We start from the raw sequence: 14,767 nt of genomic DNA, 5'->3' as shown, positions 1-14,767 counted from the left end.
TCCCTGCTTTCTGTGTAAAAAAGAGGCTGACCTTCGTCAGCCCCTATCTTTTCATATACTTTTGTTATCGATTTGAATCAGAGGACTTCTGCTGATAAGCAATCATATGCTCCTCACCATCCAGAAATTCATGCGACTGGTGCGCAGCCATCACCCCATGATAACTGATGTCCAGACCAAGGTCTTCCTCTTCCTCGGTCGAACGGACAGGAACCACTTTGCCAATGAGCTTCAGTCCGAACCAGGTCATTGCGAATCCCCAGACGACCAGTGCAGTCAGACCCAGCACCTGAACACCAAGCAACTTCCAGCCGCCGCCCATGAACAAACCTCCGTCCGTGGCAAACAGACCTACAGCAACCGTCCCCCACATTCCCGAAACGGCATGAACCGGGAAAGCCCCTACCGGATCATCAATGCGCATGCGATCCAGCCAGTTCGTAGCAGCCATCATCAACAGACCGGAGACTGCGCCGATGAATATTGCTGCCAGATCACCTACAAAAGCACAGCCTGCTGTAATGCCTACCAGTCCAGCAAGTGAACCGTTAATCACGGACGGTGCATCGGAACGATTAAAGCGGAACAAGGTATAGAGCAACGTAGCCGCACCACCCGCAGCTGCGGATAGCATCGTCACGATGGCGATGTGACCGATTCTGACATCAGTTGCACTCAATGTACTTCCCGCATTAAATCCAAACCAGCCAAACCATAACAGGAAGGCACCTACCGATGCCAGCGGCAGATTGCTTGGCAGTGCAATTGCACTTACACCAAGTGGTGTGTATTTCCCTTTACGTGGCCCGATTATAATTGCTGCCGCCAGTGCAGAGAAACCGCCCAGTGCGTGAATCACAGCTGAACCGGCAAAATCCTGCATGCCGAGCTGACTGAGCCAGCCGCCACCCCAAGCCCAGTGTCCGCCAATCGGATAAATAATCGCCGTCATCAGGATGATATATAGTAGGTATGCACGGAAATTGATCCGTTCAGCTACGGCACCGGATACGATTGAAATGACCGCAATCGTGAACGCGGCTTGGAATAGCCAAAACGTCTCCAGGGATACCGGAACGTTCAGATGAGAGAGATCACCGTTCAGGAAAAAACCTGTCACTCCTATAAACCCTCCAGCATCTGAACCATACATCAAGCCAAAACCAATCGCGTAAAACAATAATGTGCCAATCGTAATATCAGCAAATACTTTCATGATGATATTCACACTATTTTTATAACGTACAAACCCAGCCTCCAGCAGGGCAAATCCGCCCTCCATCAACAAAATCATCGCTGCGCTGAGAACAACCCAGACCGTGTCGATCCCGGAGCTTAACGTTTCCAAAGTCATGCCTGCACATCCTCCGTTTCACTAAGCTGTCTGATCTCGCGGATAATTTCAGGCGAAAGCTCAATCTCTTCCTGCCGATTATGATTAGCGCTCTGAATACGTTCCATAATCTGATCAAGATCACGGATGCGCCTGCGAATCTGCTCCATCTTGCGGAATCGTTCCTTTACCTGCACCATGTATTCCACCGCTTGGTGATGAGAAGCCGGACGTCCCGCAAACCATTTGCGAACAGGAGACAGCGACTGATAAGCCACTTCCTCGGCTCGTCGTTTTTGTTCAAACTGTTCAATCTTCTGCTTGAGCGTTTCGATCTCATTTTCTTTTTTGACCTTCAACCGTTCGATAAGGTACAATAGATCGGACGATGATATTTGCAATGCTGTATGGTGATACACCTCGTCGATTACTAACATATCATGTCAGGACTCCTTACATATCAAGTTACTTGTTACCGATTATAGTTTGCCGGGGTGTGCCCGTCAATCTTTTTTTCGTTTTATGGAAGCTGTTGTATACAATTCAGCATACCCAATTTAAGGGTATGTTTTTATTTTTTTCCTCAACTTCACCTAACAAGGGGTAATATAGGTAAAGTTCGCATTTGCTCATTTTGTGTTTTATGCTGGTTAAACAGGGTCTTATATGTTCGGTTGGACATATAGAAACAGTAATGTTATTGTAATAAACCTAAAGAGAGGATGTTTATGATGTTTGAACGTAATGACGAAATACGTAACCAAATCTGGGAGGCTATCTCCGGGTTAGATGAAGATCAATTGAACCGGAAACCTTCCCCGGAACAGTGGAGCATTATGCAAGTGTTACGGCACTTGAATCTGATGGAAAATGTCATCACCAAGCAAGCTCGTCTTGCAGTGGAAAAAGAACAGAATGTGTCCATTGAGAAAAAGCCTTATGAAATGTCTCTGGACCGCAGCAGATCTGTCGAAGCCCCTCCTCATGTGCAACCACCAACTGAGCCTGAGAGACTTGCGGATATTCGTAGGGATCTGGCTGAGTCCCATCAAGCACTGGAACAGTTTGCACGCGAGCATGATGTTGCCCTGTTACGTAGTAAGTCGTTCCCTCACCCGGCGTTCGGTGAATTGGATCTGGCACAATGGATCGATTTTACAAGCTACCACGAGGAACGTCATCTGGGACAGATTCGAGAGATCAAGCAGCAACTGGGACTGTAAAATGGGTTCGTGGTTTGAAAATAAGCAAAAAACCTCCGCATTCCACTTATAGTGGATACGGAGGTTTTTTCTTTATTTAAATCTGCGCCTCTTTCAGGCGGTGATCAGCTCCAACTTTTTTGCCCAGAATCACAAGGTCTCGATCCACGCCATCCAGCACCGCCACTTCCGGATAAAATCCCCACTGTTCGAAGCCATGCTTGCGCAATAACCCCAGGCTCGGCTCGTTATGCCCGAATACAAACCCTAGAATCGTCGTGATTCCCAGCTCAGGACAAGCCTCGAATACCGTATTCAGCAGCAACCCACCGGCCCCAATTCCACGGCACTGCTGATCGACGTATACGCTGACTTCCACTGTTCCATTGTACGCTGGGCGCCCATAAAACGAACTCAAACTGGCCCATGCGACAACCTGCCCATCCCGTTTCATTACCCATAGAGGACGACGATCCGGTGTATGCTCATTAAACCATGGCAAACGCTGCTCTACCGTCACCGGCTCCAAATCCGCCGTTACCATGCGGCTCTCGATGGTTGAATTATAAATCTCCACAATTCTCGGCAAGTCTTCGAGACATGCATATTCGATCTGTACCTTTTCCAGTGCCATTCCCTATTCCTCCATTGACCTCTATAAGTTGAACTAAGAATTTACACAGTCCACTCCGATGACAGAATAACCTTTCAATCGCTGTTATCCCCAGATTTTTTTGATTCCCTTTTCCAAAGGGAAAAATCCGGTGATAAAGGCGCTAAGCTTATGCTTCCGATGTAGCTTTCTTGCAGAAAGCTTTTAGCTTCGCTTTTTCAGGTTTTTTCTGTCCTCTCCGTTAAAGTGTAAATAAAATTTTCACCTTATCCAGCTCTAATCTCATTCACAACCAAGTTCAAGACTATAATTAATTATAGACGCTATTATAATGGAAAAAGGAAGCTGGCGTACAGCATGTAGAATATCCATACCGCGACAACAAGTATTACCTTTAAAATGTTTTTCTCCTGACCTGCTTACTCCGGCAGTCCCTGAACGGTATTCCCCCTTGTCAACTCCTGGCTCTGATCGGCCCAGCGGATATTGAGGGAACGTGACGTGAACAGGTCTGGACCATCGGATACCTGGAAGTGCAAGTGAGCTTCACTAGAGTTGCCCGAATTACCCAGATCCCCGATGTGATCCCCCTGCTTGACTTTATCCCCTTTTTTCACCGCTACACTGCCTTTTTTGATATGGCCCGTGATACTGTATTCTTTATTGCCATGATCAATAACCACATAATTACCCGCCGGCTCTTTCGGATTCATCACGCCAGGCACGTTATCCTCAATATCGTTCTTGATCTCCACTACCGTACCATCCGCAGCAGCATAGAGCGGCTGACCAAACGCATAATAGTTGGCATTATCCTTGGCATCGCCCTGATAACTCGCCCCGTCTTTCGTTTGAACAATATCGAGTGCATAGCGCTGTGTTTCATGCTCGTAATGATAATTCTCCATAACACTATGACCTCCCCAGAAGACATACATCTCTCCTTTCATCGGGAACTGAAACTCAGTCTTGGTCAGCTTGTTATCTGTATCGGGATGTGGTTCCAGTGGAGTAATGCTTAATCCGGCAATCTGATGATCTTCTGTAAAATAGGCGAGGATCCCCTTGGTTCCTGAATCGTCTGTCCACGCATGTTCCGTCAAACCATTCATCTCAGAATCTACCACCTGCTTCCACGACTTCACTCCTTTCAAAAAGCTGTCAGCAGACGCCTTGAAATCTTCCAAGGAAACAGCTTGTTTCATGTCAGGAGTAAACTGATTATAAATTGCATCTTTGGAGCCCTTCGTCAATGTATCCATGAGATTATCTGGTGTTACCTGTTGAGCTGTCGAACCATCATTTTGTTCTTTGCTTGAAGTGTCACCGTTATCCTTTTGATCCTTTACCTGTTCTGTAGCTTGCTTCTCAGCCTGCTCTGCTTCGTCGGAGGTAATTTTGTTACTTGTACAAGCAGAGAGTACAACACATGCTGTCACGGTTAGAAGGAGTAGTTTCCATTTCCTATTCATCATTCAACACCCTTTCTGTTTATCTTTTCTTACTTACCTCAAATCTACATCATGAGTCTTATGCTTTGTCTAACCTTCACTTACATCTAGTTAAATTTACCGCCCTACCTAAGCTTTATAATTAAGCTTCTGTTAAGGCAACCTATCTTCCAATTGGTCTCAAGAATGTTATGATGGGCAATATACCAAGAAAGAGAGTTAAGAAGGAGGTTAGCATTACATCATGGATCATGTCTCACTACTGCTTGTTGATGATGAACAAGCGATTTTACATATGCTCAAAACCGTACTGCTCAAAGAAAAGTTTCTCGATATTGATACGGTCACGACAGGTGAAGCAGCGCTCGAAGCATGCAACAACAAAACGTATCATTGTATCGTGCTTGATATTATGCTTCCAGGGAAAAGCGGCTTGGAAATCTGCCCTTTCCTAAGGCAGGTCACAGATGCCCCTATCCTGTTTCTAACCGCCAAAACAACGGACTATGACAAACTGACCGGATTTGCCGTTGGCGGTGATGATTATGTCGTCAAACCGTTTAACCCGCTGGAAGTCGTTGCAAGAATTAAATCGTTGCTTAATCGCTATCTGCCTTCCAAGACAGTCGTTTTGCAGCAACAACAAAACATTCCATCACACGTAAATACGTCATATCCTGACCTATCACAAGGCATTTATGATTTTGGACGATTCCAAGTATTCGAACTGGCTGGGGAGCTTCGCGTTGAAGGACAGGCTATAACCTGCCCGGCGCTGGTGTTCCAGTTGCTTCTCTTCTTCTGCAAACATCCGAACCGAATCTTCACCAAGTCTGAACTGTATGAACGGGTGTGGGGTTCAGAAGCCATTAGCGACGATAACACCGTTATGGTGCATATCCACCGCATTCGGGAACGCATTGAAAAAGATCCTTCCAATCCGGCTTTTCTTGTTAATGTGCGCGGTTTGGGGTACAAGCTGATCCAGCCTAGCAACCTGTCACAGACATGAGTATTCGCCGTAAGTTATTAACTCGCTTCATTGGTATGCTCACTGGCACGGTCATTCTGATTATTTTGCTAGGATCAATCGCTACCATCTGGGTTTTGCAGAAAGTGAATGAAGTGGATCTGGTTGATGACTTTGCAAACAACGGATTGGATCAACTTATTAATACCGCCGAGATCCTGCCGGATAACACGATACGATACGATCCCGATCTGCTCAAGCAGGTGGATAAAAATCATGGCTGGCTTCAGGTTCTGGATGAAAAGGGCTATGTCATCGACGATTATCATGTCCCGTCCGATGTACCAGACCACTACAAACCAGGAGAATTAATCGCCTACTGGGAAGCTAATAAACCATTCCCCTATCAGCTATCCATGCTGATCCGGGAGAAGGACGGGAAATATTTTACGTTGTTATACGGAGAGCGAAATGCGGCCAAATCCTTACTTGATGAGATCCGTCCAAAGCTGTCGTATGAGGGCGGCAAACTGACTGTGAAACATGCGGAGCAAGAAACGATTCGCAAAGCAGATGCCTACATCCAAATATTGGACCCTTATGGAAAAGAAATCGACTCTTATAACAAACCGGCCGTAGGCGTGCCGAACCAGTACAGTATTCAGGATCTCGTTCTCCAAGTTCGTTACCCGAATCGTTCAGGCATATCGGTCGCCACATGGTACGATAACCAAAACGAAACGACCTGGATGGTAAGTGTACGGATTGATTCAACTGTCGTTGAGAAACAGAATCCATACGCTTTTATTCTTGAACCGGCGCTAATCGTCCTGATCTTGTCCATCGTTGCGCTGCTGATTTTACTCGCTTTATGGTACGCTAATCGATTCGGTGCTCCGATGCTGCACATGCTTCAGTGGTTGCAACGTCTGGAGAAAGGACAGTATGAGGAACCAACCGGGGCAGCAGGTATTCCGCGGAGCCAACGCCGCAATGGAAAATGGAAACGTAAATACCAAGTGTATGGCGACGTACTCCACTCCATGCAAGCTTTGTCCCATACACTCAAGCAGGATGAGGAACTACGGAAACAAACCGATTCCCTTCGAGAGGAATGGATCGCTGGGATCACGCATGATCTCAAAACACCTCTTTCCTCCATTCAGGGATACGCGCATATGCTAGAAACGGACAAATACACCTGGACGGCTGAAGAAGTTCGAGAATTCGCAGGCATCATGATCGACAAATCGATGTATATGGACAGACTTGTGAATGATCTTGCGATGACCTATCGGTTGCGGAGTGGAGGATATCAACCTGAGGTTGAACGAAATGACGTAAATACGCTACTTCGTAATCTCGTGCAGCGAGCCGAGCGCAACCCTGCGTACGGTGAAGGACGTATTGTCTTTCAATCTGCAGACGCGCCTGTCTATGGGCTAGTACACGTTCCTTCTTTTGAACGGATTGTAGATAATCTCACCGCTAATGCTCTGCTGCACAACCCATCCGAGTCTGTCCTCGTTGTTCGTGTCGAGGCCGGTGAACGTGAAGGTGAATTTACAATCGAGTTTGCCGATAATGGACGAGGCATGAGCCCCGAAACCGTGTGGAAGCTATTTGAACGGTATTACCGTGGTACAGATACGGGAACAAGCGATGTTGGATCAGGACTCGGCATGGCGGTTACGAGAGGTTTAATCGAGGCCATGAAAGGCCGAATTGAAGTGTCATCCACACCTGGCGAAGGAACAACGATTCGATTAATCTGGATGCAAAATGCAAAAGAAATGGACTAGCCTGCATTTGAATATTCCACTTGACCTTTCCATTTTCAGTCTATATAATCGACTCTCAAGTAACACCTGTTCCAATGATTACATTAAATTCTACACACTACAGGATCAACAGATCTGAAATATGCCTGTGTTATTCAGCTCGTTGCATCCTTCATATTTAGCGATGACCAGAGACATGATTTGCATTGCGTGCTGCCCAGAGAGAGAAGGGATTGGTGAAACCTTCTTCAGCGAACGAATTCAAGTTACCCCTCTGTAGCCGTGGTCTCGAACCTCCGACGATGTACAGATATTGCGCAGATCATCTCAATAGATTACTCTAATCGATGATTTCGCAAGATAGTTACTCGTACGGTCAGTAGAGTTCACCGCCCGATCCCCGTTAACGGATTCCAATGAGGGTTATGATGGTTCTGTTTGCGGCGGCTGGCCGAGAGCAGAATGCAGCATAACCAAATTAGGGTGGAACCACGAGCCAAGCGCACTCGTCCCTTCTCCGGGACGGGTGTTTTTTGCGCTTCCAACACAAAAAATATGGGAGAGTGGTTCACATGAGTCAAGAAAAACATGAGTATGCAAGCGAGCATTTATCCTTGGGTGATCAGCACGCAGAAGTGTATGAGTCGTTGGCAGCCAAATCGTCGATTGAAAAGATTGAAGTCCAGTTGCAAGGCGGTGCTGTACGTAGTTACAAAGCAAGCATCACTGTCGGCGAAGTTGCCTCTTCGATTAGCACAAGTCTTGGTAAACAGGCGATCGGTGGGATCGTGAATGGCCAGAATGTCGATCTGAGCGAAAAACTGGAGCAGGACTGCGAACTCATCATTGTTACACTGGATAGCGAGGAAGGTCTGCACCGATATCGTCACAGCACAGCACATGTGCTGGCACAGGCACTTAAACGGTTATATGGCGCAGACCACGTGAAGCTGGGTATCGGTCCGGTCATTGAAGATGGATTTTACTATGATGTCGATCTGGAGCAGTCCCTCTCCATCAGTGACCTAGATGCCATCGAGAGGGAAATGAACAAGATTATTCAGGAAAATTGGCCCATCCGCCGCAAAGTGGTTAGTCGGGTGCAAGCCTTGGAGCGATTCGAAGCCATCCATGACCCTTACAAGCTGGAACTTATTCGTGATCTGCCAGAAGACGCTGAACTTTCGATTTATGAGCAGGGTGAGTTTTTCGACTTGTGCCGCGGGCCACATCTCCCATCCACTGGGCGAATCAAAGCGTTTAAACTGCTGAATGTCGCTGGTGCCTACTGGCGTGGAAATTCCGACAACAAAATGATGCAGCGTATCTATGGCACTGCTTTTCCGAACAAGGCCCAGTTGCAGGAAGAGGCGAAAAAGAGGGATCACCGCAAGCTTGGCAAAGAGCTGGAGCTATTTATGTTCTCTGAGGAAGCGCCTGGCATGCCCTTCTATCTACCCAAAGGCATGACAGTGCGTACAGCGTTGGAGCAATTTTCACGGGAGTTGCAGCTTCAGGAAGGATATCAGGAGGTTCGCACTCCGCTCATGATGAACAACCGCCTGTGGGAACAGTCGGGCCACTGGGAGCACTACAAGGATAACATGTACTTTGCGGACGTGGATGACGCTACATTTGCCTTAAAACCAATGAATTGCCCCGGACATATGCTGATTTTCAAAAGCACACTGCATTCCTATCGCGAATTGCCGATTCGCATGATGGAATTCGGTCAGGTTCATCGTCATGAATTCTCAGGGGCCCTGAATGGCATGATGCGGGTGCGGACGTTCTGTCAGGACGATGCCCATCTCTATGTGATGCCTGAACAGATTGAGGACGAGATCAATCGGGCCATCTCCCTGATTGGACGGATGTACGATATTTTTGGCTTCGATTATAAAATCGAGCTCTCCACACGCCCCGAAGATTCCATGGGCTCCGAAGAATTGTGGGATCAGGCGGAACAGGCGTTACGCAATGTGTTAGACGCCCGCGGTGTGGAATATCGCATTAACGAAGGCGACGGCGCCTTTTACGGGCCGAAGATCGACTTTCATATTCTTGATGCGCTGAAGCGAAGCTGGCAGTGCGGAACGATACAGCTTGATTTTCAGATGCCGGAGAAATTCGATCTTACTTATATCGGTGAAGGCGGTCTGAGACACCGCCCAGTCGTGATTCATAGAGCTATTTATGGCTCCATTGACCGTTTCATCGGCATTTTGACTGAGCACTATGCAGGTGCGTTCCCACTCTGGCTGGCCCCTGTGCAGGTCAAGCTGATTCCGGTATCGGATCATTATGCCGACTATGCACTTGAGGTGCAGAGCCAGTTGCGGGCAGCAGGTATCCGTGTAGAAACAGATTTACGCAATGAGAAGCTTGGTTACAAGATTCGGGAAGCACAGATGGAAAAGGTCCCTTATTCGCTCGTACTTGGTGAACAAGAGAAAAATGCCTCATCCGCCTCTGTCCGTGCATACGGTCAGGGAGATCAAGGCATGCAACACATCGATGCTTTTGTCCAGATGATTCAGCACGAGGTGATGAATAAGATTGTGCCCGGACAGTTATAGGAGGGCTATAACCTCTCGTCAGGTTGCAAACCAACCTGTTCTTCGCTCCACGTCCATAACTGCTCGGCAGCCGCATCATCCAAAGCATGCTCTTTCAAGCGCTGCTCCTTCTGCTGATAAAAGTATCGCCCAGTCACCCCGGTGACATCTGGACTTGTTGCCAAGTAGATTGCAGTCCGGGCCCCTTCCTCTGGTGTCAAGAAAAACGGCAACTTGGCTGCAAGTGCCATGATGCGGGTGCCAAATCCGGTGTTGCGATCCACTCCGATGCTGGTTCCTACCGCACCTGGATGTAAACAGTTCGCCGTAACGGAAGTTCCCGCGAGCTTACGAGCAAGCGCCCGTGTGAAAAATACGTTAGCCAGCTTGGATTGGGCGTAACTTTTGATCGGATTATAGCCTTTTCGCAAATGTGGATCATCAAAATGAATTTTACCTGCTTTGTACGCTCCAGACGACACATTTACAATTCGGCCCTGTTTAGCCGCTTTCAGTGGTTCAATGAGGAGCAACGTAAGCAGGAAGTGACCCAGGTGATTAATGCCAATGCTCTGCTCGAAGCCATCCGACGTTTCTTTGCGCTTCACCATCACCACGCCCGCATTATTCACCAGTACGTCCAGGTGATCATAGCGCTCGCGATAGTTGTGCGCAAACTGGCGGATGCTGTCCAGCGAACCGAGATCACATAGCATTAGCTCGATACTGGTCGATCCGGACTGGCGAAAAGCTTGTTCAAGCGCCGATTGTCCTCGCTTTTCGCTGCGGCAGGCCATAATGACGCGATACCCCTGCTTGGCAAGTTCAATAGTGGTGGCCAGTCCCATACCTGAGTTGGCTCCTGTAACGATGGCTGTCTGAATGGACATGAGGTGTCCTTCCCTTCTGAACCTGAGGTTCCGTGAATTATTTTATAATGAAAGCGCTAAGGCATTATGTTCCAGAATATGAGATAATGAAGCGATCACCTGATCAGCAACATTCATGAATAGATCGTGCTCCATTCACATCTCGGTACCCATGGGAGGACAAGTCGTATGCTAACCCAAGAGGATTTCAAACACGTCAAGAAACTCGCCAAGCTTGAGATTAAACTGCTGGAACAGGAATATCGCGATATTCTGAACCATGACGATTCCTCAATATATGAAGAATACGAATGGCTGAACGAAGAACAGTCAAGTGAGCTTACCCGCAAACGCAAAAACCGGAGATACGCTTCGCTAACGATGGAGTTATGCTCTATTATGGAACAGATGTTATTACAGCTTTACAAACGGACGTATCAGAAAAAGTTTAATTCGACCCAGCTCATGAAAACTCCTGCTTACCGGGCACGCTCCAACATGGAGATGCTGGAGTCCGAACTGGGCAAGCAACATATTGCTTTGAAAGCGGGCAAAGAGCCATGCAGCACAGCGCTCCATCAGGCGTTCCAGACAAGAAACAGATTAATTCACGAGAACTTCTCGTTCGTAACGATCGTAAAAGACGGCAGCAATGAAGAGGACACCTTTGAAACCATTTTACATGCAGTGAAAAAATATAGGAAACATCTGAGCTATGAACCGAACGTTCAGAATAAGGAGTAAGTAAGTGATTAAGTGATTAAGTGATTAATTACTTAATCGTTGCTTGATGCATAATGGGAAAATGTACAAGGTACAAGCTGAGTTCACTGTCCCTTTTTAAAAATACAACCATATAAGGAGGTGTTCCGGACACATATCCGGATATTTTATGAGCCAACCTATACCATCCATCACAGTGCTAACACTCAACATTCCAACACCTTCGGGCAACAGCCCTATTCATCCTGTGCTTCTTCAAGACGAAGACGGGTACACTCTGGTTGACACGGGCATGATTGGCCAATTTGCCGAACTTCAATCCGCACTCAAAGAGTTGAACGTCCCTCTCTCCGACATTAAACGTGTGATTGTAACACATCAGGATATCGATCATATTGGTAATCTGGGTGCTCTGCTGGATGCTATTCCAGGCCTAGAAGTTTGGGCTCATGCGGATGAAGTTCCTTATTTGACAGGTGCAAAACCTTTGATCAAATTCACGCCGGAACGTCGTGCCATGCTACCTGCCCCTGTGCTGGCTTTGGCCGATCAATTGTTGATGCAACTGCCTGAGATCAACATCAGCAGAACACTTGCGGACGGCGACATCCTTCCGCTCCAAGGCGGAACACAGGTCATTCATACACCAGGACATACGCCAGGTCACCTGTGTTTTTATTTTAGCGAGCAACAGTTCCTGCTTGCTGCCGATGAACTGCGAGTCGTCGACGATGAACTGGTCGGCCCAGCGCCACCAGCAACGCCGGACATGCCTGAAGCACTGCGCAGTCTGAAGAAGCTGACCGGCCTAACGGTAGATCAAATTCTCTGCTACCATGGCGGAGAATATACAAAAGAGCCTGCAAAGCGCATCGCCGTACTGGCTGAGAATTCGGAAGCTTAGGTGTCATGCTACATTTCGTCACCACCGTACAGTGTTAACGTTTAAGCATTATAATTTGTGGGTACGGCACACTGTGTAGCATTTGAGTAACGTAAAACCTTCTCACAGTGTACATTGGTACACTGACTTTTTAAGTTGGTTTGTGCGTTCTCTCATATCTAAATGCCATAACTAGATTCCCTTTAATTCAAAAGCTGTCCTTCGTCTGTATACTGGCGGGGACAGCTTTTTCTGAATATTATCGCGATGGATGCGTCTGTAATTTAACACAGCGGAGCTATATCGAGTGTTCGAAACCCTCTATCTACCTTTAGATGAGTATTTACCTTCTGCCTATTCAATGCCCCGCCGTCCGCCAAAAATTCTAACGATCACCAGAAGCCTTAGTAGGCCTGATTCGCCACGTTTTATTTTCTAACGATCACCAGAGAGCTTATTTACTCCAATTCGTAACGATTTCGCCCCATTATGCGCATTTTCAGCAAAATAACGTCTGTGGTGATCGTTAAAATTCTCAAACCCTCAAAAATCGCGAAATAAGCTCGCCTGTGATCGTTAGAATAAAAGTCGGAGCCAGTACCCATACACCCGGCGTTCTGCAGTCTGCAAAACCCTAGCCTTTTCCGTCCCCCTGTGACACCCAATTCCTTCTCCTTTACTTCCTTACTCCTAACTCCCAATTTGGCACGTTCCCTCATTTACTCTGTAATCCACTTTACCTGCACTCTCATTTCCCGATCTACAGATCACCGAATTCCAACCAATCCAGCTAAATAAACGCTACCCTTCGGGCGTAAGCACGATCAACTTATCATCACCTTCACGTGGCGAGCCTCGGCCATCGCGATTGTTCGTCAGCACATATAGCTTACCGTCTTCACCGGCGGTGACATTACGTATACGGCCCCATTCATCTTCGAAAAAAGGGACCACCTGCTCGACCTTCATACCGTCTTCGGACAATACAACCCGCAGTAGCTGCTCCCCTCGCAGATTCGCAGCCACTAATGAACCCGCCCATGGGCCTTCTGTAATGAAGGCTACACCCGAAGGCGCCCAGGTATCATTCCCGCTATGCGCCAGCGGAGCCTGATAGGTTCCGTTATCATCGTCGTCGCCCTCTACTTCGGGCCAGCCATAGTTCTCCCCGGCAACAATCCGGTTAATCTCGTCATGATTGCGCTGACCGTGTTCGGTCGCATAGAGATATCCGTTATCCGGATTCCATGCCAGCCCTTGAGCGTTACGATGCCCCATACTGTATACAGGGGAATTCGGCCAAGGGTTATCTGACGGGATCGACCCATCGAGACCGATGCGCAGTATTTTTCCACCAAGGCTATCCCGGTTCTGTGCCAGTTCCGGTTCATAACGCTCGCCTGTAGTGATATACAGCAGCTGATCCGGTCCGATTTTGATTCGTCCGCCGTTGTGATTCACCCCGCCTGGAATGCCCGTCAATAGCTCTTTGTCGATTACCGCTTTTCCATCCGTCACCTTCAGGCGCAGCACGCGATTGGCAATATCCTGTCCCTCCAAGTACGAGTGATACACATACAGATAACCGTTGCTCTCAAAGTCCGGATCTGCCTCCAGCCCGAGCAATCCACCTTCGCCTTCTTCGTTAAAGGGTGCCTCGAATGTAATCAGCGGCTCAGACTCCAGTTTTCCATTCGTAATAACTCGGATCACGCCCGGGCGCTCGGTCACAAACATTCGTCCATCTGTAACGGTCACCATCTCCCAAGGTGCGTTCAATCCCTCGACCAGAACGGAAGCCTGATAGGGAACGACTGTATTCCCTTGCTCATCCCGCTCTTCAGTACCTGTTTCAGCGTTGCCTCCGGTTGCCGTCTGTCCTTGACCCGTTCCTTCTCCTTGAGATAGCCGTTGCGAATCTGACGTCGGGGTGCCCGGAGCACAGGATGCGGTTAACAGAGCCATGCTAAGCAATGAGGCATAGAGCGGCACAGTTAATCGATTGTTCATAACGGATTAAACTCCCCTTTCAACTTCATTGGATTGAGTAAAAAAGTGGATCAGCTTCTCTCCCTCATTTTCGTATGTTGCCTGAAGTCCCGATGAGTCTTATGTGTGAGTCTTTGATTCATGGTCTGCTGCCCGATTTGTCTGTGTCTCTCTGTCTTCTGAATGTATTGCAAGCCTATGTTGTACCTGTATTATCTCTCGCGTTGTGTTTCTGTATCGTTTGTCTGTCTTACAAGTCTCTATATGTCTAGTATATATGCGTCTTTTCCTTCAGCCAACGTCCCACCGATAAAGCGGTTTCGCCCTGTATTACCCTTGCCACTCTTCCCCTAAACGGTAAAAACAGGCATTCCTTGGCTCAAAAGTCGCCGCCA

Annotated in this window: 12 protein-coding genes; 6 read left to right on the top strand and 6 right to left on the bottom strand. The window is 47.7% G+C overall.

Annotation, left to right across the window (positions count from 1 at the left end; genetic code table 11):
• Positions 1 to 64 precede the first annotated feature (64 nt).
• Complete coding sequence (locus MKY23_RS07110) at positions 65 to 1,354, bottom strand: ammonium transporter (RefSeq protein ID WP_090917973.1); 1,290 nt, start codon at positions 1,352 to 1,354, stop codon at positions 65 to 67.
• Positions 1,351 to 1,770 carry a hypothetical protein gene (locus tag MKY23_RS07105; RefSeq protein ID WP_090917976.1) on the bottom strand — a complete coding sequence of 140 codons (420 nt, stop codon included), beginning with the start codon at positions 1,768 to 1,770 and terminating at the stop codon, positions 1,351 to 1,353. The genes MKY23_RS07110 and MKY23_RS07105 overlap by 4 nt, the downstream gene beginning before the upstream one ends.
• Before the next feature lie 291 nt (positions 1,771 to 2,061).
• Here MKY23_RS07105 and MKY23_RS07100 point away from each other — a divergent pair, with 291 nt between their 5' ends.
• A complete protein-coding gene (locus MKY23_RS07100) occupies positions 2,062 to 2,556 on the top strand; it encodes a DinB family protein (RefSeq protein WP_221787235.1) in 495 nt (164 codons plus the stop codon).
• 76 nt (positions 2,557 to 2,632) lie between these two features.
• Here the strand turns inward: MKY23_RS07100 and MKY23_RS07095 are convergent, their stop codons facing one another.
• On the bottom strand, positions 2,633 to 3,169 hold the full coding sequence (locus tag MKY23_RS07095) for a GNAT family N-acetyltransferase (RefSeq protein WP_154887320.1): 537 nt from the start codon (positions 3,167 to 3,169) through the stop codon (positions 2,633 to 2,635).
• Positions 3,170 to 3,567: 398 nt separating this feature from the next.
• Positions 3,568 to 4,623 carry a M23 family metallopeptidase gene (locus tag MKY23_RS07090; RefSeq protein WP_339836630.1) on the bottom strand — a complete coding sequence of 352 codons (1,056 nt, stop codon included), beginning with the start codon at positions 4,621 to 4,623 and terminating at the stop codon, positions 3,568 to 3,570.
• 220 nt (positions 4,624 to 4,843) lie between these two features.
• Here MKY23_RS07090 and MKY23_RS07085 point away from each other — a divergent pair, with 220 nt between their 5' ends.
• From MKY23_RS07085 to thrS, 3 genes are all read left to right on the top strand, one after another.
• Positions 4,844 to 5,611, top strand: a complete 768-nt coding sequence (locus MKY23_RS07085) for a response regulator transcription factor (protein WP_154887324.1) — start codon at positions 4,844 to 4,846, stop codon at positions 5,609 to 5,611.
• Positions 5,608 to 7,371, top strand: a complete 1,764-nt coding sequence (locus MKY23_RS07080; protein ID WP_339836624.1) for a HAMP domain-containing sensor histidine kinase — start codon at positions 5,608 to 5,610, stop codon at positions 7,369 to 7,371. Before MKY23_RS07085 ends, MKY23_RS07080 begins: the two co-directional genes overlap by 4 nt.
• A 551-nt stretch (positions 7,372 to 7,922) precedes the next feature.
• Complete coding sequence (gene thrS, locus MKY23_RS07075) at positions 7,923 to 9,929, top strand: threonine--tRNA ligase (RefSeq protein ID WP_339836621.1); 2,007 nt, start codon at positions 7,923 to 7,925, stop codon at positions 9,927 to 9,929.
• A gap of 5 nt (positions 9,930 to 9,934) precedes the next feature.
• On the opposite strand, the gene MKY23_RS07070 is transcribed toward thrS, so the two are convergent.
• Positions 9,935 to 10,798 (bottom strand): SDR family oxidoreductase, encoded by an 864-nt coding sequence (locus tag MKY23_RS07070; protein ID WP_339836618.1) that lies wholly within the window; start codon positions 10,796 to 10,798, stop codon positions 9,935 to 9,937.
• A 168-nt stretch (positions 10,799 to 10,966) separates the two neighbouring features.
• Here MKY23_RS07070 and MKY23_RS07065 point away from each other — a divergent pair, with 168 nt between their 5' ends.
• The gene (locus MKY23_RS07065) at positions 10,967 to 11,521 is read left to right on the top strand and encodes a hypothetical protein (RefSeq protein ID WP_339836615.1); all 555 of its coding nucleotides are present in this window, start codon (positions 10,967 to 10,969) and stop codon (positions 11,519 to 11,521) included.
• Positions 11,522 to 11,669: 148 nt separating this feature from the next.
• A complete protein-coding gene (locus tag MKY23_RS07060; RefSeq protein ID WP_339836612.1) occupies positions 11,670 to 12,404 on the top strand; it encodes an MBL fold metallo-hydrolase in 735 nt (244 codons plus the stop codon).
• 780 nt (positions 12,405 to 13,184) lie between these two features.
• Here the strand turns inward: MKY23_RS07060 and MKY23_RS07055 are convergent.
• A complete protein-coding gene (locus tag MKY23_RS07055; protein ID WP_339836610.1) occupies positions 13,185 to 14,393 on the bottom strand; it encodes a PQQ-dependent sugar dehydrogenase in 1,209 nt (402 codons plus the stop codon).
• Between the last annotated feature and the right edge of the window lie 374 nt (positions 14,394 to 14,767).

The sequence above is a fragment of the Paenibacillus sp. FSL R7-0272 genome, from assembly GCF_037969905.1.
Lineage (GTDB): Bacteria > Bacillota > Bacilli > Paenibacillales > Paenibacillaceae > Paenibacillus > Paenibacillus polysaccharolyticus.
The sequence above is the reverse complement of the archived record's forward strand: the minus strand, read 5'-3'. Positions and strand labels throughout refer to the sequence as shown.

Coding starts and splice junctions, on each gene's coding strand:
- MKY23_RS07105 (WP_090917976.1), bottom strand. CDS start 1,770: ATGTTAGTAATCGACGAGGTGTATCACCATACAGCATTGCAAATATCA.
- MKY23_RS07065 (WP_339836615.1), top strand. CDS start 10,967: ATGCTAACCCAAGAGGATTTCAAACACGTCAAGAAACTCGCCAAGCTT.
- thrS (WP_339836621.1), top strand. CDS start 7,923: ATGAGTCAAGAAAAACATGAGTATGCAAGCGAGCATTTATCCTTGGGT.
- MKY23_RS07090 (WP_339836630.1), bottom strand. CDS start 4,623: ATGATGAATAGGAAATGGAAACTACTCCTTCTAACCGTGACAGCATGT.
- MKY23_RS07070 (WP_339836618.1), bottom strand. CDS start 10,798: ATGTCCATTCAGACAGCCATCGTTACAGGAGCCAACTCAGGTATGGGA.
- MKY23_RS07100 (WP_221787235.1), top strand. CDS start 2,062: ATGATGTTTGAACGTAATGACGAAATACGTAACCAAATCTGGGAGGCT.
- MKY23_RS07060 (WP_339836612.1), top strand. CDS start 11,670: ATGAGCCAACCTATACCATCCATCACAGTGCTAACACTCAACATTCCA.
- MKY23_RS07095 (WP_154887320.1), bottom strand. CDS start 3,169: ATGGCACTGGAAAAGGTACAGATCGAATATGCATGTCTCGAAGACTTG.
- MKY23_RS07080 (WP_339836624.1), top strand. CDS start 5,608: ATGAGTATTCGCCGTAAGTTATTAACTCGCTTCATTGGTATGCTCACT.
- MKY23_RS07055 (WP_339836610.1), bottom strand. CDS start 14,393: ATGAACAATCGATTAACTGTGCCGCTCTATGCCTCATTGCTTAGCATG.
- MKY23_RS07085 (WP_154887324.1), top strand. CDS start 4,844: ATGGATCATGTCTCACTACTGCTTGTTGATGATGAACAAGCGATTTTA.
- MKY23_RS07110 (WP_090917973.1), bottom strand. CDS start 1,354: ATGACTTTGGAAACGTTAAGCTCCGGGATCGACACGGTCTGGGTTGTT.